This window comes from Amycolatopsis japonica (assembly GCF_000732925.1).
Classification (GTDB): domain Bacteria; phylum Actinomycetota; class Actinomycetes; order Mycobacteriales; family Pseudonocardiaceae; genus Amycolatopsis; species Amycolatopsis japonica.
The window spans coordinates 1500225-1527001 of sequence record NZ_CP008953.1 but is presented as its reverse complement, the minus strand read 5'-3'; the positions used below and the strand labels follow the sequence as shown (position 1 = coordinate 1527001).

Sequence of the window (26777 nt, the reverse complement as noted above, 5' to 3'; positions counted from 1 at the left end):
GGCTGTCAGATCGGTGGAGGTTGCGGATGGCTGCATATCGGACCGTGGTCGTGGGCACGGACGGCTCGGATTCTTCGTTCGCCGCGGTCGACCGGGCGGCGGGCGTCGCCGGGGACTCCGGAGCGACCCTGGTCATCGTGTGCGCCTACTACCCCGCCAACAAGGGCGACGTGGAGAAGGCGCAGGACGTCCTCGGTGACGAGGCGTACCAGGTGGTGGGCTCGGCCCCGGCCGAGGACACCCTCCTGTCCGCCCGCGACCGGGCGGCGAAGGCCGGCGCCAAGAACATCGACACCGCCGCGGTGGTCGGCGACCCGGTCGACTCGCTGCGCAAGGTCGTCGCCGAGCGCTCCGCGGATCTGCTGGTGGTCGGCAACCGCGGGCTGAACACGCTCGCGGGCCGCATCCTCGGCTCCGTGCCGTCCGAAGTCGCGCGGAAGTCCGGGGTGGACGTGCTCATCGTCCACACCACCTGATGCCCGAACCCGGCGAGATCTCGCCCGACGCGCTGCAACAGCGTCTCGAACGGATCCTGCTCGGCGGGAAACGGAAATACACCCGGCTCGAAGTCGCCGAGAAGGCAGGCGTTCCCGAGGAACGCTCTCGGCGGCTTTGGCGTGCGCTGGGCTTCGCGACCGTCGATGACGACGAGGTCGTCTTCACCGACGCCGACATCGAGGCGATCCGCACGGCGGACCAGCTGATGAACTCGGGCCTGATCGATCCGGGCATCGAGCTCGCCGTGACGCGCGCGCTGGGCCAGCACCTTTCGCGGCTCGCGGAATGGCAGGTCCACATGCTGTGGACGATGATCACCGAGAACAAGGAGATCGGCAGCAGCGAACGCCAGATCGGGCGGCTCGTCGAACGGCTGCTGCCCGAGCTGGAGAAGGTGCAGGAGTTCGTCTGGCGCCGCCACCTCGCGGCCTACGCCGGCCGGGCGATGGCCATGCCGGACGAGGATCTCGAGGCCAGGACCGAGGTGGTCGGGTTCGTCGACATGGTCGGCTACACCCGGCTGACCAGGCAGGTCGACGAGGACGAGCTCACCGACATCCTCGACCGGTTCGAATCCGTCGCCACCGAGGTGATCGCCGACCATCACGGACGGATCGTGAAGATGATCGGCGACGAGGTGCTGTTCGTCGCCGATTCCGCCGTCGACGGCGCCGAGATCGCCCTCGCCCTGTCCGAACGCGCCGACGCCGACGAAACCCTGCCCGCCGTGCGCGCCGGCCTGGCGTCGGGACGGATCCTCAGCCGCTTCGGCGACGTCTACGGCTCGGTCGTGAACCTCGCCGCCCGCCTCACCTCGACCGCGCGACCGGGCACCATCCTGGTGGACAAGGAACTCGCCACCGAGCTCTCGGAGTTCCCGCAGTTCGAGGTCCGCACGCGGCGGCCGGTTTCGGTGCGCGGGTACAACCGGCTGCGGCCTTCGTCATTGCGGCGGGCGCGGGACCGGCCTTCGGGCGTGTTCGCGTCTTCACAGCAGCTCGCGGCGGAGATGCTGGGGCTGGCCGACGCCACTCCGGACCCGACGCCTGTTTCGGAGGAGGTCGAGGACGCGACCGCGGACTCGTTGCCGCCTCGGCCTCGGTCGAAGCGGCGGCGGCGCTGATCCCCTGCCGGGGAGAGCAAGGGACCTTTGCTACCACTTCCGACGGCTGCGGACGTTCTCGACCCCAGACGTCATGAAAGGGTCGTTCAGGACATTTTTGTCCTGAACGACCCTTTCATGACGTCGGGGAAGGGAGCGGAGCCCGTCAGGCGGGCAGCACGGCGTATTGCCGCACGTAGAGGTCGGTGTAGGTGACCGGGCCGCGCGGGCCGGGGACCTTGTCCAGGTTGATGCCGGTCTCGGGGACGGCGAGGAGCTTGAAGCCGTCGAGCAGCCGGGTCGGGGCGTTCCAGAACACGCCGGTGCCGGTGTACGCGTCGAAGAACGCGTCGGCGGCTTCGCTGCTTTCGGTCGCGATGCCGGCGGCCAGGCCCGAGGTCCGCTCGTTGGCGATCTCCGCCGCCTCGGGCAGGCCGGAGACCTTCTCGACGGTGACGGTCGCTTCGCGGTCCGAGTCGAGCGCCCATTCGTAGCCGATGGCGTGCTCGTGCGGAGCCAGTGACGGCGTGACGCCGCGTTCGGCCAGCGCGCCGGAGATGCCGGGCCACACGCGGTCGTGCGCGTCTTCGTGGATCAGCAGCAGGTTCAGCCGGTTGCAGACACCGAGCCGGTCGAGGCTGTTGAAGACCAGGTCACGCACCTTGTCGGTGTCGGCCGCTTCGTCGATGTACAGGACGCCGCCGCCGTCGGCGTGGGCCAGCGTGCGGACGCCGTGGACGGCCGCCTCGGTGGCCAGCGCCCTGGTGCTGTCGCCGCTGCCGCGCAGGATGACCAGCGGCACGAGCGCGGGGAACCGGACCAGCGCGGAGGCCGCTTCCCGTTCGGCGCGCGGCACCAGCTGGATGACGTCCGGATCGATGCCCGCTTCGGAGAGCGCGGGGGCGATCACGGTCTCGCGCAGGCGCTGGGCCGAGCCGAGCGCGGCGGAGCCCGTGCGCAGCACGCCACCGTTGCGCGACTTCACCAGCTGCGACGCGACGTCGACCGTGACGTTCGGGCGCGCCTCGTAGTTCGCCCCGATCACGCCGACCGGACGGCGGCGCTCCACCAGCCGCAGCCCTCCGTCCAAAGTGGACACGTCAACGGACCGCTCCTGATGCGGCGCCCCCGCCAGGAGACGGAGCTGTTCGGCCATGCCGGTCAGCCGCTCGGGAGTGATGGTGAGCCGGTCGAGCAGACCCGCGCTCATCCCGTCTTCGCGCGCCTTGGCGATGTCGGCCTGGTTCGCCTCGAGCACGACTTCGGCGTGCTCGACGAGCTTGTCCGCCATGGCGTTCAGCGCGGCGTCGATCGCTTCCGGGGAGGCCGCGGCCAGCGACGGCGCGGCCCGTTTCGCCGATCGAGCGCATTCCTCGACGGCCTTGGCGACCTCGTCCATCTGCTGACTCCTTCCGCGCGGAACGAGCCATCAGTCTGCCGTACCGCCCCGGTCAGGCGACGGTCGGCTCCAGCAGCCACAACCCGCCCGCGAAGAGACAGCTCACCGTCAGCACGGCCATCACCAGGACCCACAGCACCGCGGGCATCCCGGTGAGCCTGCCGAGCTGGTCGGCGTCGGAATCCCTCGCCGCACCCCGGCGCCGCTTGATCTGCAGCTCGACCACCGGCCGGACGCCACCGAACAGCAGGAACCAGGTCAGCAGGTAGACGAAGATCGCCTGGAACCACGACGGCGCCACCAGCGCGACCAGCCCGAGCACCACCGAGCTGGCGATCACGGTGAACACCCCGTAGGTGTTGCGCACCATCACCAGCACACCCAGCAGCATCAGGGCCATCACGATCAGCACGACGGTGATCAGGTCCGACGAGAGCAGCCCTGCGAACACCAGCCCGAGCACCGCGGCCGCCGGATATCCGGCCAGCGCGGTGAACGCCATCCCCGGTCCCTCCGGTTTGCCGCGGGAGACGGTGACGCCGGAGGTGTCCGAGTGCAGCTTGATGCCCTGCAACCGTCGTCCGACCAGCACCGCCGCCAGCGCGTGGCCCGCCTCGTGGACGAGCGTGATCAGGTTGCGGGCGATCCGCCAAGGCCTGCCCGAGAGCACCACGAGCAGTGCGAGACCACCGGTGACCAGGGTGATCGTGCCGGGCGGAGTGGACTGGGCGATGTCGGAAACCGTTTCGGCGGGAGACGAGCTCACCTCACCAGCTCACCACAGGCCGGATATGTCCCGTGTCAGGCGGTCATGGAACCTCCGATCCCCCGCGTGCGAAACTCCGGGTCGTTGCGCAGGGCGAAGGCCACCCAGCTGCGGAACGGCCGCCAGATCGCGGAAAGCTCCTCCAGCTCCTCGGGCGGCGCCTCCGGCAGGTCGTACGCGGCCCGCATGGCCTCCTGCAACCGCGGCTCGCCGGTGGGGAAGACGTCGGGATGCCCGGCGCCCCGGATCAGGATCAGCTGTGCCGAGAACGGGCCGATCCCCGGCAAGAGCTGCAGCCAGCGCAACGCGTCCGGCACCGGCATCGCGCGCAGGTACGCGGCGTCGAGCAGACCGTCCTTCGCGGCGTTGGCCACCGCCCGCAACCGCTCGGCCTTCACCGCCGGCAGCCCGCGCCCGGCTTCGGGCCCGGCCAGCACGTCCGGCGCCGGGAACGACCTGAGAACCTGCCCGCCGACGTCCACCGGCCTGCCGAACTCCTCGGCCAGCCGCCTTTTCACGGTGGCGGCCTGCGACATCCGCGTCCGATGGCTCAGGATCGCCCAGCAGGCCGCTTCATAGGGCGAATGGAACAGCACGGGGCGCAACCCGGGATGCTCCCGCTGCAGGCGGCGCACCACCGGATCCGCCGCGCCGAGCTTGGCGAAGCCGACGCCGTCGACGTCCACCGAGAGGATCCGCCGGACCTGGGCGCCGACCTCGACGGCGAGCCCTTCGTCGGCGAAGACCTCCACCTCGATCGTGCCGGGCGATCTCTGTCTGACGGCCGCACCGACGTGCTCCCAACCCGCTTCGGCGGGAAAGGCGAAGCGCAAGGTGCCGGGCTCGGCGGCGGCGTCCGCGCGGCACGCGGGCGGGAAGTCGGTCAGGAAGCGGATGGACTTGTCGAGGTCGAACGGGCCGCGCACCGGGATGCGCAGCGTGGTCGACGCGGGGTGCTGCAGGATCGAGCCGGTCATTTTCGGGCTCCTTCGGCTGGGGAACGGCGACTCCCTCCGACGTTAGAGACGGGCACCGACAGTTTCGGGCCGCGGCGGCGGGAATGTCGCGAACGGACCGGTCATGGCAGATTCTCGGGGGAACACCGTGAAGGGAGCAGCCGTGCCGGACCATCACGAACGTCTGAGGAGCCTGCTGAGGCCGGGCATCACGACCACCGGTGAGGGCAAGGGATTCCTTGATCTGCTGGGAGAAATCCCGCAAGCTGGGCCGCCGACCGGGCTCGCGCAGCGGCTCATGCGCACCTCCGCCGTGCCGATGATCTACGAGCGGTACTGGCGCCCGGCGCTGGGCAGGGTCGCGAAAGGACTGAACGGCCCGAGCATGGCCGACGAGGTCCGCATCGCGATCGAAGCGCTCGGCCTGCGCCCCGGCCGGATCGCGCTGGACGTCGCCTGCGGCACCGGCCGGTTCACGAGGGCCTTCGGCGAGGCGGTCGGCCCGGACGGGCTCTCCATCGGCCTCGACGGTTCGGTCACCATGCTGGAGAAGGCGCTCGCCGCACCCAATCCCGCTTCGGTGACGTATCTGCGCGCCGACGCCGTCGACCTGCCGCTGGACGATTCCACTGTGGACGCGGTCTGCTGCTTCGCCGCGCTGCACATGTTCGCCGACCCGGACGCCGCCCTGGATTCGTTCGCCCGCGTGCTGAAACCCGGTGGCTCGCTGGTGATGCTGACGAGCGCCCGGCACGGCGATCAGCCGATGCGGCTGGCGGACACCGTCCTCGGCAGGCTGAGCGGACAGCGGATGTTCGACCGCGGCGAGATCGCGGCGAAACTGTTCCGGCGCGGCTTCGACCACGTCGACGAGCGGTACTCCGGTGTCACGCAGATCGTCACGGGCGAGCTAGGAGTTAACATCCGGAAATGATCCGCTCTGAGCACGCTTCGCCGATCCCTCCCGACGACAGCTACCTCCGTTCACTGGTCGAAGCGACCGCGGACGCCGTCGCCGCGGCCGAACCACTCGGCTCGCCCCATGACGGCGCGGACGCCGCCACACGGGACGCCGTCGTCGCCGAGATCGACGCGCTGCGGGCGGAATTGGTGGAGTTGAGCCAAGACCTGCACGCTCACCCCGAAGAGGGTTTCGCGGAGCACCGCTCGGTCCGCGCGCTCGGCGACCTGCTCCGGCGGCACGGCCACGAGGTGACGATCGGCGCGGGCGGGCTGGACACCGCTCTGGTCGCGACCACTCCCGGCAGCGGCCCGCACATCGCGGTCCTGTCCGAATACGACGCGCTCCCCGGGCTCGGCCACGGCTGCGGGCACAACGTCATCTGCACCGCCGGCGCGGGCGGCTTCCTCGGCGCGGCCGCGGTCGCCGGACGGGTGGGCGGCCGGGTCTCGCTGATCGGCACACCGGCGGAGGAAGGCGGTGGCGGCAAGGAGACCATGGCCCGCGCCGGTGTTTTCGACGACGTCGACGCCGTGCTCATGCTGCACCCGTTCAGCCACGACATCGCCATGCACCCGTTCCTCGGCAGGCGCCAGCTGGAAATGGTGTTCCACGGTGTCGGCGCGCACGCGTCGGCTCAGCCGTTCATGGGGCGCAACGCGCTCGACGCCGCCGTCGCCGCGTACCAGGGTGTCGCGGCGCTTCGGCAGCATCTGCCGTCCAGTGACCGCGTCCACGGCGTCTTCACCGACGGCGGCGCGCGGCCGAACGTCGTCCCCGAACGCGCGGCGCTGCTGTTCTATCTCCGGTCCGCGCAACCGGACACGCTGCGCGACCTCGCCGAGCGGGTTTCGGCGGTCGCGCGCGGCGCGGCGGAGATGACCGGCTGCGGCGTCGAACTCCGGTGGGACGCCCAGCCCGCGTATCTGCCGATCCGGTTCAACACCACGCTCGCCGGACGCTGGTCGGCGCATCAGGTCGACGCCGGCCGCAAACCGCTGCCGCCGGGGATCGTGCCCGAATTCCTCACTGGCTCGACCGACCTCGGCAACCTCTCGTACCGGATGCCGGCGATCCACCCGATGATCGCCATCGCCGGACCGACGACCGCCTTGCACACCAAGGAGTTCGCGGCCGCGGCCGGTTCCCCGGACGGCGATCGCGCGGTCGTCGACGGGGCGCTGGGGCTGGCGCTGACGGCCGTCGACTACCTGGCCGACGCGAAGCTCCGCGCCGCGGTGCACGAGGAGTTCGAGGCATCGGGCGGAGCATTGGACGTGCCGGCGTTCTTCGACTGAGTTTTCTCAGGTAATTCTTCTCAGGAAAGCACAGGGGGATTCCACAGGCGGTTCACAAGTACGGGCGCGAATCTTGTTCCATGACCGAGAACGAGAGTCGGCCCGGCCCCGCCTCAACCGGTGGGCACCAGCCGCCGCACCAGCAGCAGTACCCCGGTTACACCCCTTGGCAGGCCGCGCCGAATCCGCTCTTCACGCCGCAGCCCGCACCTCGTAAGAAGGGCGGACGGATCGCCGTCCTCGTCAGCGCGACGGCACTCGCCGCCGCACTCGTCGGCGGGGTCGGCGGAGCGGCGATCATGGGGATCGGCTCCGCTTCGTCGGCGTCGGGCACGGGTTCGTCCGCGGTCGCCGACGGGCAACTGGTCGGGAACAACACCTCGGGTGACGTCAGCGGGGTCGCCGCGAAGGTGACACCGAGCGTCGTGCAGGTGAACGTGACCACCGCGCAGGGTGAGGCCGTCGGCTCCGGCGTCATCCTGACGGCGGACGGGCGCATCCTCACCAACGCCCACGTCGTCGCGGACGCCGAGGGCGACGTGACCGTCACGCTGTCCGACGGCAAGCAGTACAAGGCGAGCGTGGTCGGCGCCGACACGAAGGCCGACATCGCCGTACTCCAGGCGAAGAACGCGAGCGGGCTGACCGCGGCCTCGCTCGGCGATTCCAGCAAACTCGCCGTCGGCCAGCAGGTCGTCGCGATCGGCTCGCCCGGTGGGCTGCAGAACACCGTGACCACCGGGATCGTGAGCGCGCTGAACCGCAAGCTCGACGAGTTGAGCAGCGGCCAGGAACGGCGCTCGCCCTACAGCAGGACCACGAACGAAGCCGGGCCGAGCTACACCGCGATCCAGACCGACGCCCCGATCAACCAGGGCAACTCGGGCGGGGCGCTGGTGGACGCGCAGGGGAACGTCATCGGCATCAACTCGGCGCTGTACAACCCGGCCTCGACCGGCAGCATCGGCATCGGTTTCGCGATCCCCATCAACGACGCGAAGAAGATCGTCGAGCAGATCGTCGGCTGACCCCGCCGTCTGGACCGCTGTCAGGGGGCGGCCCAGCAGGCACAGTCCGTGAAGGCCTCCTTTCGCAAGGAGGCCTTCACGGGCTTTCAGAGTTCGTACGTGAGGGTGAAGGTGTGGTTGCCCTCGTCGTCCTGGACGATCTCCGCCGTTCCGGTGATGCCGGTCAGCTCACCATGGCCGGACCCCGGCAAGACGATCAGGTGATGCCCGTTGTCCCCCGCCGAGTGATGCAGGACGAAGCCGCCCTTACGCCCGCCGACGGAGACGGCCAGCCGCTCGAAGGCGACGTACGCCGACGACGTCTCGTTCACCGCCGTGAGCATCTCGACGGCACTGGTGCCTTCGACGTCGCCGGTGAACGTCTTGGTCAGGAGCACCCTCGAGAACTCGGTGCCTTCGGCCTTCTCGGCGGCTTGGGGATCCCAGCCGTCCACGGTGAACGACGCAGTCGCGCTGTTGGTCATGGCACCGAGTCTGCCGCGCATACCTGACAGATCGCGTCAGGTATTCCTCACCGCCGCCGGTTCCCGAACAGACCGCGCGTGATCTCCCGGCCGAGCGCGCTCGCCGCCGAGCGGAGGAACGACTTCACCGCCGGGTTCTTCATCGCCTGCTCCACCATCCCCGGCTCCTGCTTCTCCGGCTTCGGAGCGGGCGCTTCGGGCGGCGGCGCCTCACCGGCAGGCGGAGCGGCCACCTTCGCGGCGAGCTTCTCGTAGGCCGACTCGCGGTCGATCGTCTCGGCGTACTTCGCGTGCAGGTCCGAAGACGTCGTCGCCGCGGAGATGGCTTCGGCGCCGATCGAGCCCATCTTGGAACGCGGCGCGCGCAGGCGTGTCCACGCGACCGGCGTCGGCGCGCCCCGTTCGGAAAGGACGGTGACGATCGCTTCGCCGATACCGAGCGACGTCAGCGCCGAGTCCAGTTCGTAGTGCTTCGTCTTCGGGTACGTCTTCACCGTCTTCGTCAGCGCCGCCTGGTCCTCGGGTGTGAACGCGCGCAACGCGTGCTGCACGCGCGCGCCGAGCTGGGACAGGACGTTGTTCGGGATGTCCGTCGGAAGCTGCGTGCAGAAGAACACGCCGACGCCCTTCGACCGGATCAGCTTCACGGTCTGCTCGATGCGTTCCAGAAACGCCTTCGACGCGTCGTTGAACAACAGGTGCGCCTCGTCGAAGAAGAACACCAGCTTCGGCTTGTCGAGGTCGCCCTCTTCGGGCAGTTCCTCGAACAACTCGGCCAGCAGCCACATGAGGAACGTCGAGAACAGCGCGGGCTTCGACTGGAGGTTGTCCAGCTCCAGCAAGGTCACCATCGCCTTGCCGTCGGCCTCGCGCATCAGGTCGTGGACGTCCAGCTCGGGCTCGCCGAAGAAGTCCTCGCCGCCCTGAGCCTCCAGATTGGACAGCGCCCGGAGGATCACCCCGGCCGTCGCGGCCGAGACGCCGCCGATGCCCTTGAGGTCCTCCTTGCCCTCGTCACTCGTCAGGTGCGTGATGACGGAGCGAAGGTCCTTCGTGTCCAGCAGTGCCAAACCGCGCTGATCGGCCCAGTGGAAGATCAGGCCGAGCGTCGACTCCTGCGTTTCGTTGAGCCCCAGCACCTTCGACAGCAGGATCGGGCCGAAACTCGTGATCGTCGCCCGGATCGGCGATCCCTTGCCGCCGGTGCCCAGCGACAGGAACTGCACCGGGAACGCGGCGGGCTCCCAGGAGTCGCCCAGTTCCTCCGCGCGTTTGGCGATCTTGTCGTTGCTTTCGCCCTGCGCGGCGAGCCCCGACAGGTCGCCCTTCACGTCCGCCAGCACCACCGGCACACCCGCCGCGGACAGCTGCTCGGCGATCAGCTGCAAGGTCTTCGTCTTGCCGGTACCGGTCGCGCCCGCGACCAGCCCGTGCCGGTTCAGCGTCGCCAGCGGCAGGCGGACCGCCGCGCCGGCGTCGGCCTTGCCGTCGATCACGACGGCGCCGAGTTCCACCGCCGCCCCGTCGCTCACATATCCCTGCGCGATCTCCTGGGCTGGACCCTGTTCGGCCACTGTCGCTCCCCGATCTGTGACATGACTCACCTGAGGATGCACACGGTGCCAGCAACGCGCCGAACCCGCACGTCGCGCGCCACGAATCCCCGGGTCGGGTTAGGGTTTCGGGGTGAACGACCGCCTAGTCTGGATCGACTGCGAGATGACGGGGCTCGACCTCGGCAAGGACGCGTTGATCGAAATAGCCGCGCTGGTGACCGACGCCGAGCTCAACGTCCTCGGTGAGGGCGTCGACATCGTCATCCACGCCGACGAGGAAGCCCTCGACGGAATGCCGGAGGTCGTCCGCGAAATGCACGCCCGCTCCGGCCTCACCGAAGAGGTCCGGCGCTCCACGGTCACCATGGAGGAAGCCGAGCAGCGCGTGCTCGAGTACATCCGCGCGCACGTGCCCGAGGCCAACGTCGCCCCGCTCGCCGGCAACTCCATCGCCACCGACCGCGGCTTCATCACCCGCGACATGCCGCTGCTCGACGCGCACCTGCACTACCGCATGGTCGACGTCTCGTCGGTGAAGGAACTCGTCCGGCGCTGGTACCCGCGGATCTACTACGCCAAGCCCGAGAAGGGCCTCGCGCACCGCGCGCTCGCCGACATCAAGGAATCCATCGGCGAGCTCGACTACTACCGTCGCGTCGCCTTCGTCCCGCAGCCCGGCCCGACCACCGAACAGGCCAAGGCCGCGGCCGCTGAAGTGCAGGAACGCCACGAACGGTAACCCGTTGCGAGCCCCGGAAACGGGCACGCTAATATAGTGCGGCCGAGGTGATGGGGGGTTCCCCGAGCCCGGCGATGGTGGGCGTAGCTCAGCTGGTAGAGCACCTGGTTGTGGTCCAGGAGGTCGCGGGTTCGAAACCCGTCGCTCACCCCATCGACCCCAGTTCGGCCGGTTTTCCGGCAGGCTGGGGTTTCGCTTTTTCCGGGGGTATCGGTAACGCGGCGTGGTGCTCGCGCGAGTTCAGGATCTTCGTGGCGTCTCCGCCGAACCGAGTACCCGCACCGCTGCGGTTGAGCCCACGTCCACCAGTGAAGGTCACGTCCTCGGTCAAGAAGTCACCCTGAACGCCATGAGGGTCCTGTCAGGACGAAACCGTCCTGACAGGACCCTCATGAAGAACAAGTCAGTTCCGGTCGCCGCCGGTCTTCCAGTCGTCCCACGACATCTGCCACACCGACCAGCCGTCGGTCGGCTCCAGCACCTGCGGGCCCGAGTTGGCGACGGTGATGATGTCGCCCTTCTTGGAAGTGTCCATCAGCCACTTCGCGTTCTCGGTCGACAGGTTGATGCAGCCGTGGCTCACGTTCCGCTTGCCCTGCGATCCGACCGACCACGGCGCCGAGTGGTAGAAGATGCCGCTGTTCGACATGCGCACCGCGTACTTCACGAACGTCCGGTAGCCGGCCTTGCTGTCCGTCGGGACGCCGTACGTGCTGGAGTCCATCGTGTACCCGGTGTGCTCGCTCATCACCGTGTAGGTCCCGGCCGGGGTGCTGCTCGACGGCTTGCCCATCGAGATCGGCATCTGCTTGACCTCTTGGTCGTTCACCACGACCTTCATCTGGTGCGTGCCACCGTCCGCGGTCGCGACCAGCTTGTCGCCGACGACCACCTTGGCGGGCTTGTCCTCACGGCCGAAGGTGTTGTTGCCGAGGTTCTTGCCGTAGATCGCGGCGTTGACCGAGATCTTCGTGCCCGCCTTGAAGTACTCCTTGGGCCGCCACATCACGGTCTTCTCGCCGAACCAGTGGAACGCGCCCTCGGTCACCGGCTCGGTGACGATCTTCAGCGCCTTCTCGGTCGCGGCCTTGTCCGGCACGTTGCCGGTGAAGGTGAAGATCAACGGCAGGCCGACGCCGACCGTCTCCCCTTCGACGAGGTTGATCGAGACACCGATCTGGCGGCCGGGCTTGGCCGTGGAGAACGTCGAGGTCGCGGTGACCGGCTTGCCGTCGGTCCCGGTCGCGGCCGCGGTGACGGTGTAGCTCTTGCCGTAACCGAGCGGCTCCGCCGACTCCCAGCCCGAACCGTCTTCCTTCGGCTTGCCCGCGACGACCTTGCCGTCGGCGCCGGTCAGTTTGACCTCGCCCACCTTGCCGTCCGCGACGGCCACCGTGACCGGCTCGCCGGGCGCCACGTTCGCCGCACCCTGCGCCGGGGTCAGCGTCATCACGGCGGGCTTCGGCTCCGGCGCGGGCGCTCCGCTCTGCTGCGAACCCCCGGGGGCGCCCCCCGGCGACGGCTGTTCACCCGACGGTGTACTGGTGCACGCGGCCAGAGTGAACCCGGCCACCAAAGCCACCAAAGCCACCCGCGACCGCCCCGTCGCTCCCCAGACCCTCATGCACACCGCCCGTTTCGCGTGGTACCAACCCCTACGTCTGGCTATAGTCTGCCTGACCGGCCGCAACGCTCGCGGCCGGATGGCCGAATACGTCCCGGCCCGGCGTTAGGGGACCCCCCTGAAACGGGCCCCAGCAACCCTGTGTTAATGTTTTCCACGTCGCCGAGGGGAACACCAAAGCGGCGGAACAAGCAGGCGCCATTAGCTCAATTGGCAGAGCAGCTGGCTCTTAACCAGCGGGTTCGGGGTTCGAGTCCCTGATGGCGCACATCCAAGCCCCACGTTTTCGGTTTCGATGACGTGGGGTTTTGTGTTATCTGGACGCATTTCTTCCACTTCCTTACTGTCCATTGTGGTCTGATCCGCGCCCGAGACGAGCCCGAGCTGTCGGGCGGGATTCCTGGGGATGAGGTTGGCCGTCGCCTCGGCCGCTGCGAGGGCGATCTCAGGCAGGACCGTGGTGTAGGTATCCATGGTCACGGTGATCGAGGAATGCCGGAGCATGGCCTGAACGACCTTCATATCGACACCGGCGGCGAGGGCGAGCGTGGCAGCACCGTGCCGGAGGTCGTGCAGGCGGATGGGCGGCAGCCCGGCTTGCCGGACGATCTCGTAGAACCGCGCGGTGACATCAGCCGGATGCAGAGGACTCCCGTCCGGTTGGGTGAACAACAGGCCGCTGTCGACCCATTCGCTACCGAGGCGAGCCTTGTCCGCGTCCTGGCACGCGATGTGCCGACGCAGGACGAGGACAGTGTTCGCGTCGAGCGCGACCAGGCCTTCCGACGACGTGGTCTTCGGCGCTGACTGGCCGGTCTCCCACCCGTACTGCACGATCTGGTTCGCCACTTCCAACGTCGCAGCATCCAGATAAGTGTCCGCCCGGCGTTGCCCACAGGCCTCGCCACGCCGGACCCCGACATGCGCGACCAGGTGGAAGAGCGGATACAGCGGATCGTTCACCGCGGCGTCGAGAAACTGCCCGGTCTGCTCCGGCGTCCACACCATCACCGGCGACGGGATCTCTCCCGTGAGCTGCCAGCGCAGGACGCGCTCCGCCGTCCACACCTTCGGCGTCGGCCGGTTCGCCGGGGGCAACTCGACCAGCGATGCCACGTTCACCGTCAGCAGACCTTGCTTCACCGCGGGGCTGAGCGTCGCACGCAGCGTCTCCCGGATTCGCCGGATCGACGTCGGCCCGACCGGACGCTGCCACTTCACCGCCGCGATCTTCTGCGGATCCCCGCTGTTGCGGTACTCGGCAATGCGGTCGTTGTGCTCCACGATCGCGTCGAACATGCTCTCCAGGTGCGGCACGCCGAGCTTGTCCCTGCGAATGTGACCGAGATGCGGTCGCAAGTAGAGCCGGACATGCGACTCATACGACCGATAGGTGTTACGGCTTCGATTTTTCTTCTTCAAGGCCAGAAACGCAGTGAAGACGTCGCCCATGTACGGGTGTTCCAAGACGCCCGCACCCGCGCGCACGAGACGCCGGACATCGTCCACCTCCGGCAGTTTCTGCTTCTTCGCGACAGCGGTGGCGATCACGTCACCAATCTTCCGTCGCGTGTCCTCGTCGTCGTCTTCGGCGATCGCGAGCAGATCCCGGACGTGGTCGAGTTCCTCTTGGGCTTTCGTCGCCGACTCGAAGCCACTTCGGCGACGGGGACGCCGGGTGCCCTTGGTGTCGGCGGGTAGCTCGATCCGCCAGCACCACTGGCCATGGCGATGCTGAGTCAGCTTCGGACAGTTGCTGCCCAGCTCGCGATTGTTGTTGTCCCGGCAGGAACAACGCTTGAAGACCGACCCCAACGGCACCTGTGCCACCAGTCGTCCTCCTTTCTGTTCGGTTGAATCAGCGGGTTCGCACGATGCTCGCGCTGACCACACCTCTCGGGGAAGCCCGAGAGGTGACGAATTCACCTGATGGATGGATCAATCCCCAGCGCGCGTAGAAGCCCGGTGGTGGGTACGCGGTACTCGCCACCGACTCGAAGCAGCGGGCAGGGGAAGTCGTCGTTGCGGGCCAAGCCGTAGGCCGTGGTCCGGCCGATCCCCAACGCACGCGCGGCGGTCATCAAATCGACAACGGCGGGCAACGCCGCGACCTCGTCCAGGGTCAACGTCGTGAACCGCTCAGCGTCCGGGTTCACGGCTCTTCCAGGAAGCTTCCGAGCCGGCGCCGGGCCAGGGCATGGCATTCGGGATCCAGATCGATCCCGATGAACGAGCAGCCCTGCGCGAGCGCGGCAAGGCCGGTCGTTCCGCTGCCGGAGAAGGGATCGAGCACGACACCGCCGTCCGGGCATCCGAGCCGCACGCAGCGGCGGGCGACCTCCACGGTTCCCGCGGCGCGATGCCCGGTCCGGCCGCGGTCCGCCGCGACCGTCCAGACATCCGAATCCACTCCTACGGCACCGTCTCCGCGGAACCAGTGCTCACCGTCGCGGGCAAAGAGGAAGACCGACTCGTAGCGCTGCGAAAGTCGGTCCCGGACGCTCTCCGGACGCCCGTTGGTCTTCGCCCACACCACCGCGTTCCGCAGCAACCAGCCCCGGTCCTGCAAGGCGAACGCGACGCGCCACGGGACCCCGATCAGATCCTTCGCGCGATACCTCGACTGGGGCGGGCGGTGCACTCCGTAGGCCTGCGCCGAGCGGGCTGACGCGGTCCGGGCGAGGGATCCGCGGGCGACGTAGTTCCCCCATGAGCCGCCGAAGCTGTCGCCGAGATTCAGCCACGCCGTGCCGGTCGGTGTCAGCACCCGCCCGACTTCGTCGAAGACATCGGCAAGCCGGTCGACGTACTGTTCGATCGTGGGCTCCGCCCCGTGCTGGCCGTTGACCCGGTAGTCGCGTAAGCCCCAGTACGGCGGAGACGTCACCACGCAATCCACCGACGCCGGCGGCATGGCGGCAAGGACTTCCCGTGCGTCCCCGAGGCACAGCCGGACACGATCGCCGTCAGCGGAGGGGACTAGGCCGTGTCGGCTGTGGCTGGCTATGTGCGAGTCCGTCATGCCGCCACCTCATCTCCACCTCTGGTTTCCAGGCCGAGGCGCCGCAGCCCGATGTCGTGAAAGTCGGGATTGAGGTCGATACCGATGTAGTTCCGTCCGAGTTTCCTTGCGGCCAGGCCTGTGGTGGCTGCGCCGCTGAACGGATCGAGCACCACAGCGCCGTCGGGGCAGCCGGCGGCGATGCAGCGTAGCGGGATGTCGACCGGGAACGCGGCGAAGTGCGCTTCCCGCAACGGTCGGGTGGTGATCGACCAGACGTCCCCGGGGTTCTTGCCCCGTGCATGCGCCGCGGTGTGCTGTGTGCCGGTCGGGCGCATCGCGTCGCTGTGGGGCTTTCCGGCGAACGGTTCGGTGTCCCGGTATTTGCCGTACACGCTGTTGCCGCGGCGGCGTGCGGTTGCGTCGATCCCGCCGTAGCGGCCCTCGTTCGCGCCGCCGATCACGATGCTCTCCCCGACCGCTTCAGGACGGGCGAGTGGTTCGCGGATGGGGTCGAGGTCGAAGAAGTACTTCTGCTGTTTCGTCAGCAGGAACAACATCTCGTACCGGTTGGACAGTCGGTCTCGCACGGATTCGGGCATGGCGTTGGGCTTGTGCCACACAATCGCGTTGCGCAGAATCCACCCGTCTTCCTGGAGCGCGAACGCGACCCGCCACGGCATTCCCATCAGGTTCTTCCGGGGAAGGTCGTGGGCGCGCGCTGCTCCCGCACGGCGGACGGAATCCTGCAGCTGCGCCGCCGTGCTCCGGCCGGTCAACGTGCTCGCCCGCATCGCGTCGTCGGCGCGGCCGGGAGGCTCGGTGGCGTAGCAGTCCCCCAGGTTCAGCCAGACCGTGCCGGTATCGGCCAGCACCCTGTGCAGCTGGCCGAAGACCTCGCGGAGGCGGTTGACGTAGTCCTGCGGCGTCGGCTCCAGACCGTGCTGGTCGTCCTCCCGCCGCGCGCCGCACCGGCGACAACGCGCGGGTGCACCGCCACGATGCGCGGCCGAGGCAGGGTAAGCGGATTGACGCTGTATGGACTGGCGAACGTTGCCGCCGCGCCCGGCTGCGGCCAGGTGCGCACAGTCGGCGTCGCCACAGACCCAGCTCCCGGTGCCGTAGTCACGCAATCCCCAGTAGGGCGGACTGGTGACAACACAATCCACCGACCGATCCGGCATTCCGGTCAGGGTCGACGCGGCGTCGCCTGTCAGCAGCGTGACCGACTCGTCGCGGTAGTGGACGGTGCTCCTCGGTTGCGTGTTCACGCCGCCTCCTGATCCGCGTTGGTTCGTGTGTCGATGCCGGAAGTCGCTGCCTCCGGACGTCGACGGCTCCTGCGTCGTCGTCGGTGCACGTCCACGCGCGTGGGAGACGGCCACGCCGGTTCGGCCGCGGCCTGGTCGATGGCGTCCGGATCGGCGTGGAAGACCAGGACCGTGTGGTGCGCCGGGAGCGCGATCGGGTACCCGAAGGCGTCTTCTGCTCGCCGAACGGCGCGGCGCTGGGCGAACGTCGTGCGGGTGTGGGTCCTGCCTCGTTGCACCGCAGCGGTCAGGGCGACGCAGCGGGCCACCGGGACCAGCCCGGCTGTGTTCCCGATCGCCTCGATCCGGCCGGGAACGTCGAGCAGCTCGTGCCGTGTCGGGTGGCGGTGCGGGGAGCAGGTGACGACGATGTGGCCGCCGGGACGAACCAGCGGCCGGTACTGCGCCAGCAAGGTTCCCAGCCGGTCCACGTCGCCTTCCATGTCGCTGTTCCGGCCGGGACGCAGCGCGGTCAGCAGGAGATCCACGCGTCCGGTCAGGCCCGCTGTCGCAGCGGCGACGGCCGTGCCGTGGCGCCGGTCGAGGACCAGGACCATGCCGTCGACGAACACGCCATCGGCCTTGGTGGTGGTCACGTTCGCCCGGGCGAGCCGCCACCACCGGCGCTGATCGGTCAGCCCGATCGCGTGCCTTCCGCAGCGCAGCGCTTCGACGACCGTTGTGCCTGCTCCGCAGTCCGGATCGAGGACCACATCTGCGGGTTTCGTGAACGCCGAGATCGCGTATCGGGCGATCGCCGGAGCCATGAGCGCGGAGTCGGTGCCCGTGGCCTCGTGGTAACCGCCTTCCTCGAGCTGAGTTCGGAAAGAAAGCGTCCCCGTCGGCCACACCGAAGTCGGCACGAGACGGTCTTCCTGGTCGAGTTCTCCAGCGGACAGCGGCCGGCTCGTGCGCTCAGACATCAGAGGTCTCTCCTCCCCCGGCAACGTCGGCCTCGTCCTCTGTGACCGATGTCCGCGTGAACAGGACGAGGTCGTGATGGACCTGCCGGAAGGGCATCGGCCTGTCGAGGCTCGCGGAAGGCTTAATGACACGGCCCTCCCTCGTATGCGCGTCCTGATGTGCGACCGAGAAGTCAGAGGCATGGGCGGACTGCACGGCGATGTGGTCGAGACAACGCAGCTGGTAATTACCGAGCGTGGCAGCCAGTTCGGCGATGGGTTCGACGAGGCGCCCGGCTCGTCGTTCACTGTGGGTGACGAGGGCGACGATGCCTCCCGGAGTGATCTGCGAGTTCCAGTCGGTGTGTCCGATCCAGTCGGTGGCGCCCGGGTTGACAGCGGTGATGATCAGATCGAATGTGCCGCGGGAGCGGTCCCCGTCGGCCCGCGCGCAACGCGCGGAGTCGGGGGACGGTTCGGCGACCGACCGCAGGCCGAGCCGACTCGGGCGGGGTCGCGTCACCGACTCGTTTCGAGTGACCGGGCGCGAGTCGGTGCGATCGCTGCACTGGTCCCGGACCGGCACGGCGGCCGCGGTGTCGACGCCGCGGCCGAGGCGGCTGACGGTCCAGACCGCTTCAGCGAGTCCGCCGTAGTGGACGGAGTCGTGGCCCCTGCCGGTGGCGCGCGGCGCAACCCGGTTCGGCGCGGGCGGCGTGAGAAGAAGGACGCGGTCACCCGGGCTCGTGTAGGTCGTGACGATGGTGACGACGGTACGCCCCAGCCAGCCGGCGAGCTGTGCGGTGCCGGGCAGTTGCTCGGCGTCCGCGAATGCCCAGAATGTCGTCGGCCGGGGGCCGCGGATGCGCCGCCGGGCGGAGCCCAGGGACGCCGTCCGGCGCCTGGCGTGGTTGTCGTGACCGTCGTGGGTCGGGTGATGCCGTGGTGTGCGGCAGGGGCGGCCGTTGTGATCACGGTGCGGTGTCGAGGTCATCGGTAGCCCTTCCTCGCGGATAGTCCTCGGCGCGGTCTGCCAAGTCACCCCAAGAGGCCGCTTTTGAGCCCGATTTTCGACACCGCACGCCGAATTCCTTCAACTCTGCCGGGGCCGACGAAAATCTTATTTCAGTAACGCAAGGACTGCGCCCGTGCCCATGCTTGCGAGACGGGCAAGCGGACGCAGTCTGCAAACCGCCGCCTCCGACACCATTCACCCCGATTACGAGCATGACCGAACTACCAGACTTACAGCCAAGGGCCTCGACGCGCACAACCCGCGAGACCCGACTAACAACTACTTAAACACCAGGTAGAGATGCATATTTGCGCACCTGTGCCACGGGTCGACGCGCGGTCTCGACACCTCGACACCCGCTCGCTGAATCGATCACCTTCGGCCTATTTAGTAGTTCTTTAGTCCCAATCTCGGATTGACCTTGTTCTTTTCTTGTTCTTTTCTTGTCGGAGCTCTGGCGTCCTGTTCTCACGGATTTCCAAATCAGCAGAACAGGAGCAGGTCATGACGGTCGACGACACCTTCTCCACCTCACCTCGGAATGGCCGGGACGAGCATGAATGGTTGCCTCTGGATACCGCCCGCGATGCTTTCAGCTGGCTGGTCACCGGCCCGGATCCGATGGCCGTGCACGGCTCCAAGTTCGCCGGGCTGCCGCGGCGGCCGGTGCCGCTGGACGAGCTCCGGGACCGGTTGCTGAGCAAGCAGTGCCCATCGCGTACTCGCGATGCCGTCTGGGCACATCTTGTGTTGAGCTCGCGCGCTCAAGGTGGCGCGTGGACGGTGGCCTGTGTCGGCATGGCGCTGCCCTCGCTGGCATCGAGCGCAGGGTGGTTGGCGGCGCGGTACCGCGGCGACCGAGCCGACGCACACGCGGCAGTTCTTGCCGGGTTCATCGAGGCGTTGGCGACCGTAGACCTGACCGATCCCGGCATCTTCCTCCGGCTCCATTTCGCGGCCCGCCGCGCCGGCCAAGCGGCACTGGAGGAGTCCCTCGACGCACCTCGTCCCGTCGGGATGGCCTTTCGGTCGACCGTTCCGAAGCCACCGTACGGACACCCCGACTTGGTGCTCGCGACGGCAGTCGGTGAACAGATCTTGACCCCTGCCGAAGCGGAGTTGATCTCCGCCACGCGTCTCGGCGAGACGTCGATGACCGCATGGGCACAACGCCACGACACGGCCCTCGCGACGGCATACAAGGCGCGCAACCGGGCCGAAGACCGACTGGTGTCCTGGCTTCGGCAGCAGACCGACGGCACCGGCGACGAAGACCCGGTCGCCGACGCCGCCCTGAGCGCGCTCAGGGCGGCCGCTCCTGCCGCCGCCACCGACGACGACACCCACAAGTCACGCGCGGTGAGCGGGCGTCTCCGCAACGGGCGACCGGCGAACCGAAAGAAAGCGTCACGCTCGGTGTCGAAAAACAACCCGAAATCCGGCCTCTTGGGGTGCGGGGAGAGCCCGACCAACTCTCCGCGGACCGCCGAGAACGAGCCGACTTCGGAGGTGCGCCGATGCGCCTGATACCCCATCCATCGACCCAGCCCACCGTCTCGCCGCCGCCAGGCGCGGCAAGCACTACCGAGCACGCGCGGCCTGCTCCGCCGAACGAAGCGCGCGGCAACTCGAAGACCAGTCATCCGAGCACTAGTTCTCGGTCCGCGCGCGCCACTTTCTCCCGACTGGTCAGCTCGGCGATCGTCACCGCGCTCCTTCTGACCACGCACACGGCGGATTCGGCGCAGGCCTCAACGCATGTTGTCGCGCTCGCGACCACCGTCGATCAGGTCTTCACCAACATCCGTAACTGGCTGGTCGGGATCTTGGCGGGTCTGGCGACGGTGTTCCTGACCGTCGGCGGTGTTCGGTACCTGCTGGCCGGTGGCGACCCGGGTGAAACGGAGAAGGCGAAGTCGGCTTTCCGGAACGCTGCGTGGGGTTACGGGTTGGCGGCGCTGGCGCCGCTCGCCGTGGAGATCTTGCGCGGGATTGTCGGGGCCTGAGGTCATGGCCACGTCCCGTCCCGACCCCGCGCTCACATCCGGTCGCAGCGAGACCGACACGCGTGTGACGGTTCGCGGGCGCATCCTGCTCAGCCCGTCCGCCTCGGGCGGGACCGGTGGTCCACGGCGTCGCCTGCTGCGGTTGCTTCCGCTCGGCCTGGTCGTGGTCCTCGGCTGTCTTCTCGCGGTCGGAGCGTGGGCGGCGCCAGTGCCTTCGCCGTCCTCCGCCGTGTCGCAGGCCGCGGCGGCGCAACCGCAGCCCGAGCTTCCCCTGCCTCTCCCGACGGTCGCACCGGGTGAGACCTGTCCGCCGGGATCACCGGACCCGATCTGTAACTTCCCAACTGGGTCGCCACGGCCGTCGGTCCCTGCGACCCCGCTGCCGCCGATCACCGAACTGCCGCCGCCGGAGAGCTGTTTCCCCGGCCAGATCGGCTGCGCACCCGGCGAACCAAACACGGCTCCGACCACCAGCCCCGGCAGTCCCTGCGTCGGTGAAGGGTGCATCCCGCAACCCAGCTCCCCCGCGCCGTCCACGCCTCCGGGGCCGACCGGGCCGGGCGCCGACGGTGACGACCCGGACTGCGGGATCACCAACATCGAAGGCTGCATCAACAAGGCCATCAACGCGGTGTTCCGCGAGCTGGTCAAGTCCGCGCTCGACCCACTGCTGAAACTGCTGGGCGACACCGCGTTCAGCACGCCGACGCTGGATTCGCTGCCCGGAGTGACGAACCTGTGGAACAACTCCTGGCTGATCGTGCTGGCCTGCTACAGCGGGCTGATCATGATCGGCGGGATCATCGTGATGTCGCACGAGTCGGTCCAGAGCCGCTATTCGATCAAGGAGATCGCGCCCCGTCTCGTCATCTCCTTCATCGCCTCGATGCTGTCGCTGTTCGTCATCGACAAGGCGATCCGGCTCGCGAACGCGCTGTCGACCGCGGTGTTGTCCGGCGGGGCGGATCCGCCCAAGCTCGGCGACAACCTCACCCAGTCGATCAACGGCACCTACTCCGCGATGGCCTCCGGCGGGCTGTTCGTCATCCTGCTGCAAGTCGTCCTGGTCATCGCGGTCATCGCGCTGCTGCTGGTCTACGTGGTGCGGGTGATCATCACGCTGCTCCTGACCGTGTCCGCCCCGCTGTGGGTCGCCTGCCACGCCCTTCCCCATACCGACGGCATCGCCCGCTGGGGCTGGCGGGCACTCGCCGCAACCCTCGGTATCCAGGTAGTCCAATCGCTCACGCTGATCGTCGCGGTCAACACCTTCCTCAACGGCAGCACGAAGCTGTTCAGCTCCGTCGGCGGCGGTCTGATGATGCTCTTCGCCGTCCTCGGGCTGCTCTACATCCTGATCAAGATTCCGTCCTGGTTTCTCTCCGCCACGAAGCTCGGCGGGGGCGGCCGCTCGTTTCTCGGCGGCTTGGTCAAAGCCGTGATCGCCGCGAAGACCTTCGGCGCCATCGCCGGCAGCTCCGGCGGGTTCGGCGCGTCCCGCGCAGCCGGCATCGCCACGACACCCCGCGGCCGCGGCGGGAATGGGCGTGCCCGTGTCGCCGACCCGCCCTGGCCGCCGCAACCGCGGCTGGCCCCGACTCCGGAAGCAGTGAACAAGCGCATGCAACAGCAGTACGACGCCGAGCGGCTGCTCGCCGCCCAGCACCCCCGCGTCCCCTCGCAAGAACCGAAGTTCCTGCAACCTGGTCCGCAAACCACGACGCACGACCCCGCCGTCAGCCCCACTCCATCGGGACCGCCCCCCAAGCCGAAGTTCAGTTCGACGCCCCGGCCCGCCGTCCCGCTCCCACCGCCTGGCGGTGGTCGGCGGCGCGTGACGAACCCGCGATTCCAGACGGCGAATCCGTCACACCGCCAGGGGAACGGGCAGGCGCCCGCGCGGCCCGTCGGTGTCGCGGCGGTCCCGCCGCACTTGCGGTTCCAACCCGCTGCGCCGGAACCGGGCCATGTGTCCCGGCCAGACACGCCCGCGACCGCGACTCCGTCGGCGCCGGTGTTCCGGACCCCGCGTCCCGAGCCGCGTCCCGCGGACGCCAGACCGCGCACTCCGGCCGCTCCCCCGGTCACGTTCCGTGCGCCGACTCCGCCACCGGCGCCCCCAGCACCCGCGCCGAAGCCCTCGTCCCGTGGAGGTAAGACGTCATGACCCAGCCCGTGCGCATACCGTCCGATGTGGATCGGGAGGACCGGGTCCTCGTCAATCTCACCGCACGGCAGCTGGCGATCCTCGCGGTGACCGGAATCGCCCTCTACGGCGGGTGGACGCTGGTCCGCGGCACGGTGCCGCTGCTGGTGTACCTGATCATCGCCGTCCCGATCGGGGTCGTGGCCGCGGTGCTGGCCCTGGGGCAGCGCGACGGCGTGAGCCTTGACCGGCTCGTGCTCGCGGCCATCCGGCAGCGCATGCAGCCACGGCATCGGGTAGCCGCGCCCGAAGGTGTCCGTCCCGCGCCCGACTGGCTGACCAGTCAGGTCGCGGCGAACGACGACACTGGCGCGGCGGACGGTTCGCAGGTGTCACCGGCCGCGCTGCGACTGCCCGCGGAAGGGGTCACCGAAGCCGGTGTCATCGACCTCGGGTCCGACGGCGTAGCCATGGTCGCGGTCGCCAGCACCGTGAACTTCGCGCTCCGCACCCCCGGCGAACAGGAAGCGCTGGTCGCATCGTTCGGCCGGTACCTGCACTCGATCTCCGCCCCCGTGCAGATCCTCGTCCGCGCCGAGCGACTCGACCTGAGCCACCAGATCAACGACTTGCGCGAGGCCGCTCCCGGCCTGCCGCATCCGATGCTCGAAACGGCCGCGCGCGAGCACGCGACCTACCTCGACCAACTGCGCCGCTCGACCGATCTGCTACGCCGCCAGGTGCTGATCGTCCTGCGCGAACCGGTACGCGCGGCCGGTCCGACCGACGGGCTCGGCGGCGCATCACCGCTGGCTGTCCTGCGCGCACGCCGCCACGCCAACCGGAACGACACCGTCACCGAAAGCGCGCTGCGATCCGCGGAAACCCGGCTCGTGCGCCGCCTGGGCGAAGCCATCGAACTGCTCTCCCCCGCCGGGATCACGATCACCCCGCTGGACGCCGGGCAGGCCACCGCCGTCCTCGCCACCGCCTGCAATCCCGACAACCTCATCCCGCCGTCGGCCGGGCTCGCCGGCGCAGACGAGGTGATCACCACCGCCGCCGAACCCGAGGACGAACCACCCCTCCGAACCCCGAGGACCCGCCGGGAGCCCACCCGCCGCGCGGCACCGGAGGCAACAGCACTCGACGACTGGGAGGGCGACGACCTATGAGCAGGAAAACCAGCCACACTCGAGGACGCGCCCGACGAACCGCGGCAACCCCGGCGGGCGGAGCGAGCGCGTTCACCCCGGACTCGCTCTCGGTCTCGCCGCGCCATCTGGAGATCGGCGGCGAATGGGTCGCATCGTTCGCGATCACCGGCTACCCGCGCGAAGTGCACGCGGGATGGCTTCAACCGCTGCTGTCCTATCCCGGACGGGTCGATGTCTCGCTGCACATCGAGCCGATCGACCCGGTCACCGCCGCCAACCGGCTCAAGCGCCAGCTGTCCAAACTGGAATCCGGACGACGGCACAGCAACGAGAAGGGGCGGCTGCTGGACCCGATGGTCGAGGCCGCCACCGAGGACGCCTACGACCTGTCCGCCCGCGTTGCCCGCGGCGAAGGAAAGCTCTACCGGTTCGGCCTGTATCTGACCGTGCACGCCACCAGCGAACCCGATCTCGCCGAACACGTCGCCGCGGTCCGGTCCCTCGCGGCGTCGCTGCTGATGAACGCTCAGCCCACCACCTACCGGTCGCTACAAGGCTGGGTCTCGACCCTGCCGCTCGCGCTGGACCTCATCGGCATGCGCCGCACCTTCGACACCAGCGCGCTGGCCGCCGCGTTCCCGTTCACCTCACCGGACCTTCCGCCCGCCGACCCGACCAGCGTCACCGCGCCGGACGGTGTGCTGTACGGGTTCAACATCGGCAGCCAGGGCCTGGTGCACTGGAACAGGTTCGCCGCGGACAACTACAACAGCGTCGTCCTCGGCCGGTCCGGCGCCGGAAAAAGCTACCTGGCCAAACTCGAAGCGCTCCGCTCGCTCTACCGGGGTATCGAAGTCGCGATCATCGACCCGGAAGACGAGTACCGCCGGCTGTGCGAGGCCATCGGCGGCACCTATATCCGCCTCGGCGATCCAGCGGTCCGCATCAACCCCTTCGACCTGCCGATCGCGACACGCCCGGACGGGCGCCGCACCGCACCGAAAGACGCGCTGACCCGACGCGTTCTGTTCCTGCACACCGTGATCGGCGTCCTGCTCGGCATGGAACTGTCCGCGCACCAGCGGGCCGTGCTCGACCGCGCGTTCCTCACCACCTACAAGAATGCCGGGATCACCAGCGATCCCCGGACCTGGGGCCGCCAGGCACCACTGCTGGCCGACCTCTCCGCGACCCTCACCGGCACCAGTGATCCGGTCGCGGCCGACCTCGCGTCCCGGCTGCATCCGTTCGTCGACGGCGCATCCTCAGCGATGTTCGCCGGGCCCACCACCACCAGACCCGAGGGCCACCTGACCGTGTTCAGCCTCCGCGACCTGCCAGACGAGCTGCGCGCGATCGGGACCCTGCTCACCTTGGACACGATCTGGCGGCGCGTCTCCAACCCCGCCATCCGGCGGCCACGGCTAATCACCGTCGAGGAAGCATGGCTCCTTATGCAGGACCCCGCCGGGGCGCGTTTCCTGCACCGCATGGCCAAAGCCGCCCGGAAACACTGGGCAGGCCTGACCATCGCGACACAGGATGCCGGCGACGTCCTCGGCACCGAGCTGGGCAAGGCGATCATCGCCAACGCCGCCACACAGATCCTGCTCCGCCAAGCCACCCAAGCGATCGACGAGATCGTGACGACGTTCAACCTGTCCGACGGGGAGAAACAGTTCCTCGTCTCCGCGGACAAAGGACAAGGCCTGCTCAGCACCGGGACACAGCGAGTCGCGTTCCAAGCTTTGGCCTCGCCCCAAGAGAACGCGCTCATCACCACAGACCCGGCCGAGCTCGCCGCGTACGCCGAATCCGGCGTCGAGGCCGACGACAGCGCGTTCGTCGACCTTGACGGCATCGATACCGAGGCGACGTTCGACGACGACACCGACCGTCACATCGACGTCGATCCCGCCGCCTGACGCTAAGCCCGCTTAGCCGCTCCCTTTCCTTGCTCCTGCCTGCTTGTGTGAGGTGCTTTATGTCTTTACCCGGCACGAAATTGGCTAACGTCAGCCGGCCCGCGCGGTTGCTGACGCAGAACCGGGCGATGCGCGCCATCGGCGTCTGGAACTGGACACTGCCCGCGCTCGCGGCCCGGCTGCCCGACGGACGAACACAGGTGACCTGCCCCGCGGCCTCGGCCTGCGCGCAGATCTGCTACGCCCGCAACGGAACCTACCGCTTCCCTGCCGTGAAAGCCCGCCACCAAGCCAATCTCGCCTTCGTCCTCGACGACCTGCCCGGCTGGGAAACGGCCATGATCCGCGAACTCTCAGCGCCACGGTTCACCGGCAAATTCATCCGCGTCCACGACGCCGGAGACTTCTTCGACGACCCCTACACGCTCGCATGGTGCCGCGTCATGCGAGCCTGCCCGGACGTGACTTTCTACGCCTATACCAAGGAAGTCCTCCGATTCAAACGGCTGATCGAGCCGGATCCGCCCAGCAACTTCCTGTGGGTCTACAGCTACGGCGGCAAAGAAGACACCCACATCGACCCCAGCCGCGACCGGGTCGCCGACGTTTTCCCCGACACCGCCGCCATCACCACAGCCGGATGGTCCTCGCAAGAAGCCTCCGACCTGCTGGCCGTACTCGGCCCGCGGCTCGTCGGGGTACCCGCGAACAACATCCCGCACTTCCTCAAACGGATGGACGGGCGACGACTGTCGGAATGGCAGGCCGAAATCGACGCCGACCGTGCCCACAAACGACGCCGACACCTCCGGCTCGTACCCGGCACGAGCCCGGCGCCGCCGTCGCCGCAGAACCTTCCGCGCCCAGCGGACGCCCATCGCCACGCAGCCTGAACGCCTGATTTCCCCAGTGCAGAAAGGAGTT

General features: G+C 68.7%; 26 protein-coding genes, 2 tRNA genes and 1 pseudogene. 16 read left to right on the top strand and 13 right to left on the bottom strand.

Annotated elements, in window-relative coordinates; translation table 11 throughout:
* The first annotated feature begins 26 nt into the window (after positions 1-26).
* Both AJAP_RS07525 and AJAP_RS07520 read left to right on the top strand, forming a co-directional pair.
* Complete coding sequence (locus AJAP_RS07525; protein WP_037341714.1) at positions 27-476, top strand: universal stress protein; 450 nt, start codon at positions 27-29, stop codon at positions 474-476.
* Complete coding sequence (locus AJAP_RS07520) at positions 476-1621, top strand: adenylate/guanylate cyclase domain-containing protein (RefSeq protein ID WP_038509215.1); 1146 nt, start codon at positions 476-478, stop codon at positions 1619-1621. Before AJAP_RS07525 ends, AJAP_RS07520 begins: the two co-directional genes overlap by 1 nt.
* A 145-nt stretch (positions 1622-1766) precedes the next feature.
* On the opposite strand, the gene AJAP_RS07515 is transcribed toward AJAP_RS07520, so the two are convergent.
* Genes AJAP_RS07515 through AJAP_RS07505 form a run of 3 tightly spaced genes read right to left on the bottom strand, consistent with a single transcriptional unit; the run spans position 1767 to position 4742 of the window.
* Positions 1767-2999, bottom strand: a complete 1233-nt coding sequence (locus AJAP_RS07515) for an aldehyde dehydrogenase family protein (protein WP_038509214.1) — start codon at positions 2997-2999, stop codon at positions 1767-1769.
* 52 nt (positions 3000-3051) lie between these two features.
* The gene (locus AJAP_RS07510; RefSeq protein ID WP_038509213.1) at positions 3052-3765 is read right to left on the bottom strand and encodes a M50 family metallopeptidase; all 714 of its coding nucleotides are present in this window, start codon (positions 3763-3765) and stop codon (positions 3052-3054) included.
* Positions 3766-3800: 35 nt separating this feature from the next.
* Positions 3801-4742, bottom strand: a complete 942-nt coding sequence (locus AJAP_RS07505) for a DNA-3-methyladenine glycosylase family protein (protein ID WP_051972379.1) — start codon at positions 4740-4742, stop codon at positions 3801-3803.
* A 142-nt stretch (positions 4743-4884) separates the two neighbouring features.
* On the opposite strand from AJAP_RS07505, the gene AJAP_RS07500 reads away from it, so the two are divergent.
* The 3 genes from AJAP_RS07500 (at position 4885) to AJAP_RS07490 (ending at position 8008) form a co-directional block, all read left to right on the top strand.
* The gene (locus AJAP_RS07500) at positions 4885-5655 is read left to right on the top strand and encodes a class I SAM-dependent methyltransferase (RefSeq protein ID WP_038509212.1); all 771 of its coding nucleotides are present in this window, start codon (positions 4885-4887) and stop codon (positions 5653-5655) included.
* Positions 5652-6980 carry a M20 family metallopeptidase gene (locus AJAP_RS07495; RefSeq protein WP_038509211.1) on the top strand — a complete coding sequence of 443 codons (1329 nt, stop codon included), beginning with the start codon at positions 5652-5654 and terminating at the stop codon, positions 6978-6980. The genes AJAP_RS07500 and AJAP_RS07495 overlap by 4 nt, the downstream gene beginning before the upstream one ends.
* Before the next feature lie 80 nt (positions 6981-7060).
* A complete protein-coding gene (locus AJAP_RS07490; protein WP_038509210.1) occupies positions 7061-8008 on the top strand; it encodes a S1C family serine protease in 948 nt (315 codons plus the stop codon).
* Positions 8009-8094: 86 nt separating this feature from the next.
* On the opposite strand, the gene AJAP_RS07485 is transcribed toward AJAP_RS07490, so the two are convergent.
* On the bottom strand, positions 8095-8472 hold the full coding sequence (locus tag AJAP_RS07485; protein ID WP_038522611.1) for a DUF3224 domain-containing protein: 378 nt from the start codon (positions 8470-8472) through the stop codon (positions 8095-8097).
* A 47-nt stretch (positions 8473-8519) separates the two neighbouring features.
* Positions 8520-10046, bottom strand: a complete 1527-nt coding sequence (locus AJAP_RS07480; RefSeq protein WP_038509209.1) for a helicase HerA-like domain-containing protein — start codon at positions 10044-10046, stop codon at positions 8520-8522.
* Positions 10047-10158: 112 nt separating this feature from the next.
* Here AJAP_RS07480 and orn point away from each other — a divergent pair, with 112 nt between their 5' ends.
* Positions 10159-10767 (top strand): oligoribonuclease, encoded by a 609-nt coding sequence (gene orn, locus AJAP_RS07475; protein WP_081975886.1) that lies wholly within the window; start codon positions 10159-10161, stop codon positions 10765-10767.
* A gap of 77 nt (positions 10768-10844) precedes the next feature.
* A tRNA-His gene (locus AJAP_RS07470) sits at positions 10845-10920 on the top strand.
* Here the strand turns inward: AJAP_RS07470 and AJAP_RS43590 are convergent.
* Together AJAP_RS43590 and AJAP_RS07465 are read right to left on the bottom strand one after the other, a co-directional pair.
* Positions 10913-11098 (bottom strand): hypothetical protein, encoded by a 186-nt coding sequence (locus AJAP_RS43590; RefSeq protein ID WP_148311479.1) that lies wholly within the window; start codon positions 11096-11098, stop codon positions 10913-10915. The two genes, AJAP_RS07470 and AJAP_RS43590, sit on opposite strands and share 8 nt — an antisense overlap.
* Before the next feature lie 72 nt (positions 11099-11170).
* Positions 11171-12391 (bottom strand): L,D-transpeptidase, encoded by a 1221-nt coding sequence (locus AJAP_RS07465; protein ID WP_193786323.1) that lies wholly within the window; start codon positions 12389-12391, stop codon positions 11171-11173.
* A gap of 195 nt (positions 12392-12586) precedes the next feature.
* Between AJAP_RS07465 and AJAP_RS07460 the strand changes: the two genes are divergently transcribed.
* Positions 12587-12659 (top strand) — tRNA-Lys (locus tag AJAP_RS07460).
* 245 nt (positions 12660-12904) lie between these two features.
* On the opposite strand, the pseudogene AJAP_RS45320 reads toward AJAP_RS07460, so the two are convergent.
* A pseudogene (locus tag AJAP_RS45320) lies at positions 12905-13399 on the bottom strand (site-specific integrase); the annotation flags it as partial.
* Positions 13400-13421: 22 nt separating this feature from the next.
* On the opposite strand from AJAP_RS45320, the gene AJAP_RS44730 reads away from it, so the two are divergent.
* Positions 13422-13733, top strand: coding sequence for a hypothetical protein (locus AJAP_RS44730; RefSeq protein WP_038509205.1), 312 nt, complete (start codon positions 13422-13424; stop codon positions 13731-13733).
* A complete protein-coding gene (locus AJAP_RS07445; RefSeq protein ID WP_148311478.1) occupies positions 13730-14092 on the top strand; it encodes a hypothetical protein in 363 nt (120 codons plus the stop codon). The genes AJAP_RS44730 and AJAP_RS07445 overlap by 4 nt, the downstream gene beginning before the upstream one ends.
* Before the next feature lie 221 nt (positions 14093-14313).
* On the opposite strand, the gene AJAP_RS07440 is transcribed toward AJAP_RS07445, so the two are convergent.
* From AJAP_RS07440 to AJAP_RS07420, 5 genes are all read right to left on the bottom strand, one after another.
* Positions 14314-14547 (bottom strand): helix-turn-helix transcriptional regulator, encoded by a 234-nt coding sequence (locus AJAP_RS07440; protein ID WP_228694887.1) that lies wholly within the window; start codon positions 14545-14547, stop codon positions 14314-14316.
* Positions 14544-15278 (bottom strand): DNA-methyltransferase, encoded by a 735-nt coding sequence (locus AJAP_RS07435; protein ID WP_267284141.1) that lies wholly within the window; start codon positions 15276-15278, stop codon positions 14544-14546. The genes AJAP_RS07440 and AJAP_RS07435 overlap by 4 nt, the downstream gene beginning before the upstream one ends.
* Before the next feature lie 131 nt (positions 15279-15409).
* Complete coding sequence (locus AJAP_RS42420) at positions 15410-16663, bottom strand: DNA-methyltransferase (protein ID WP_051972377.1); 1254 nt, start codon at positions 16661-16663, stop codon at positions 15410-15412.
* Positions 16660-17625, bottom strand: coding sequence for a DNA methyltransferase (locus AJAP_RS07425; protein ID WP_084098069.1), 966 nt, complete (start codon positions 17623-17625; stop codon positions 16660-16662). Before AJAP_RS07425 ends, AJAP_RS42420 begins: the two co-directional genes overlap by 4 nt.
* Positions 17618-18598 carry a hypothetical protein gene (locus AJAP_RS07420; RefSeq protein ID WP_038509201.1) on the bottom strand — a complete coding sequence of 327 codons (981 nt, stop codon included), beginning with the start codon at positions 18596-18598 and terminating at the stop codon, positions 17618-17620. The genes AJAP_RS07425 and AJAP_RS07420 overlap by 8 nt, the downstream gene beginning before the upstream one ends.
* Positions 18599-19123: 525 nt before the next feature.
* On the opposite strand from AJAP_RS07420, the gene AJAP_RS07415 reads away from it, so the two are divergent.
* From AJAP_RS07415 to AJAP_RS07390, 6 genes are all read left to right on the top strand, one after another.
* On the top strand, positions 19124-20146 hold the full coding sequence (locus tag AJAP_RS07415; RefSeq protein WP_038509199.1) for a hypothetical protein: 1023 nt from the start codon (positions 19124-19126) through the stop codon (positions 20144-20146).
* A 173-nt stretch (positions 20147-20319) separates the two neighbouring features.
* Positions 20320-20625, top strand: coding sequence for a pilin (locus tag AJAP_RS45415; RefSeq protein WP_038522595.1), 306 nt, complete (start codon positions 20320-20322; stop codon positions 20623-20625).
* A 64-nt stretch (positions 20626-20689) separates the two neighbouring features.
* Complete coding sequence (locus tag AJAP_RS07405; RefSeq protein WP_228694885.1) at positions 20690-22792, top strand: hypothetical protein; 2103 nt, start codon at positions 20690-20692, stop codon at positions 22790-22792.
* On the top strand, positions 22789-23946 hold the full coding sequence (locus AJAP_RS07400) for a PrgI family protein (RefSeq protein WP_038509195.1): 1158 nt from the start codon (positions 22789-22791) through the stop codon (positions 23944-23946). The genes AJAP_RS07405 and AJAP_RS07400 overlap by 4 nt, the downstream gene beginning before the upstream one ends.
* Positions 23943-25853, top strand: coding sequence for a VirB4 family type IV secretion system protein (locus AJAP_RS07395; protein WP_038509193.1), 1911 nt, complete (start codon positions 23943-23945; stop codon positions 25851-25853). The genes AJAP_RS07400 and AJAP_RS07395 overlap by 4 nt, the downstream gene beginning before the upstream one ends.
* Before the next feature lie 59 nt (positions 25854-25912).
* Positions 25913-26746: a GP88 family protein gene (locus AJAP_RS07390; protein WP_051972376.1), complete on the top strand. Its 834-nt coding sequence runs from the start codon at positions 25913-25915 to the stop codon at positions 26744-26746.
* Positions 26747-26777 lie beyond the last annotated feature (31 nt).